Origin of the sequence: Mesorhizobium sp. WSM4884 (assembly GCF_029625675.1) — a bacterium.
Lineage (GTDB): Bacteria > Pseudomonadota > Alphaproteobacteria > Rhizobiales > Rhizobiaceae > Mesorhizobium.
On sequence record NZ_JARTVO010000045.1, the window covers coordinates 1 to 2,073 of the forward strand.

General features: G+C 61.1%; 2 protein-coding genes. Both read right to left on the reverse strand.

Annotation, left to right across the window (positions count from 1 at the left end):
- Window positions 1–22: 22 nt before the first annotated feature.
- Window positions 23–1,231 (reverse strand): beta-ketoacyl-[acyl-carrier-protein] synthase family protein, encoded by a 1,209-nt coding sequence (locus P9236_RS30570; RefSeq protein ID WP_095794006.1) that lies wholly within the window; start codon window positions 1,229–1,231, stop codon window positions 23–25.
- On the reverse strand, window positions 1,232–1,513 hold the full coding sequence (locus tag P9236_RS30575) for an acyl carrier protein (protein WP_029356603.1): 282 nt from the start codon (window positions 1,511–1,513) through the stop codon (window positions 1,232–1,234).
- Window positions 1,514–2,073: the final 560 nt, after the last annotated feature.

Sequence of the window (2,073 nt, forward strand, 5' to 3'; positions counted from 1 at the left end):
AATGAGGCGTCTTGCATGGCTTCTACACCTGCCTGAATGCCAGAACTGCGTTCGTACCGCCCATGGCGAAGGCGTTGCTCATGGCGACGCGCACCTTGCGCTCCCGCGGCACATTGGGTGTGATGTCGAGGTCGCAAGCGGGATCTGGCTCGCGATAGTTGGCGGTCGGCGGCACGACGTCCTCTTGGATTGCCATCACGCAGGCGATCATTTCAAGCGCGCTCGCTGCGCCGAGGCAATGCGCGTGCGTGGACTTGGTGGAAGAGATGGACATCGAATAAGCGTGGTTTCCAAACACACGCTTGATCGCCGCCGTTTCAGTCTGATCATTGCTCTTGGTACCGGTGCCGTGCGCGTTGAGGTAGTCGACGTCCTCGGCATTCAGCCCGGCATCGGCAAGGCAGGCGCGCATCGCCGACGCTGGCCCCTCGACAGATGGCGCGGCAATGTGGAAGGCATCGGCGGAAAGGCCGACGCCGGCGATCTCGGCAAGAATTGTGGCACCACGCCTCGTGGCATGCTCGTAGCTTTCCAGCACGGCCATGCCCGCACCCTCGCCCAGCACCAGGCCCTTCCTATCGGCGGAGAAGGGCCGGCAGGTATCGGGTGAAAGCACGCGCATTGCTTCCCATGCTTTCAGCACGCCCCATGCGAAGGGTGCGTCGCTGCCCCCGGAAACCATTACGTCGGCCCGGCCCAGCTTGATCTGGTCCACCGCCGAGGCGATCGCATGGTTGGCCGAGGCACATGCGGAGGTCACCCCGAAGACCGGCCCGCGCAAGCCGAGGCTCAAGCTAAGATGGACGGAAGCGGCGCTGGGCATCACCTTTACTCCAGTGAAGAGTTCAGCACGGATTGCGCTACCCAAAAGCAGTGAGCGGTAAGTTTGTTCTGTTGCGTACGAACCGGTAAATCCGACGCCCACTGTCGCGCCGAAGCGATGGGCATTCCCCTCGTCGCAGGAAAGTCCGGCCTGCCGCATGGCTTCGCGCGCTGCAAGCACGGCGAGCAAGCTGAAGCGGTCCATGGAGATGAGATGCCCCCGGTTGATGTCGTGCTGGGGCAGCGCCTTGATCTCAGCGCCGGTCATGCCCTCCAGGTCATGAAGCTCGGAATTGGCGATCGGGCCGATGGCGGAGCGGCCTTCGCGCATCTCTTTCCACATAGAGGCGGCGTCGGTGCCCAGTCCGCACAGGCCGCCCACTCCGGTGATAACGACGCGCCTGTCCATTCAAGCCTCCTTCGCAAGCAAGCCGCGGACGGCTTCCACGACGTCGCCGACATTCTTGAGATTGGACCAGGCATCGGCCGTGTTCATGTCGATCTTGATGCCGTAGGCCTGCTCCACATCCCAGAGGACGTCCGCCAAACCCAGCGAATCGAACCCGAGCGCGTCCAGTTCCGTGGCGATTGTTATCTCGCCGACGAATGACGCAGGCATTCCCTCACCGCTCTCCGACTCGGCGCGTTTCTTGATCAGGGCAATGACGTCCGTTGCGAATTGATCGGCCATTCTGTTTCCTGTCTTTCTTTCCCGCGTTTCGACCTGGACGCGGCTCAGTTCCTGAGGCGCGCCGCGTCGCGAAAGCCATCACGCTTGGGCAACTGACAAAGCCCAATGCTCATAAAGCCGGATCAGGTCCGGCCGGTGTGTGGCGTAGGTGCAGTATGACGATGTGAGCCGCTACACGTGCGCGTCTCCCGGTCTGTCCATAGGCTCGGAAGAAGTCGGACAGTTTGACATGGCCGGTCAGTTGCAACTCCCTTTCCCAGCACTCCACTGCCCGGTAGAGCGCATGAAAAATCTCCTTTCGGGCGGTTTCTTAAGACGCTCGCCACGCCATGAGGCAGTGGGGGCATCGGTGTCCATCAGGTGCTTCTGCCCATGCAGGATTCCAGAACATTGATGAAATCGTTTGTTTCGATGAAAGGCATCCACACTTTGGATGGTTGACCACGCTTTTCAAAGATCGTGAACTACATCTCCTCGTTGTGCTCGACGCACTCCGGACAAGTAACCTCATGGGCGCGGCATGCAGGATTAACCGAGCCCAGCCGGTCATGAGTGCGGCC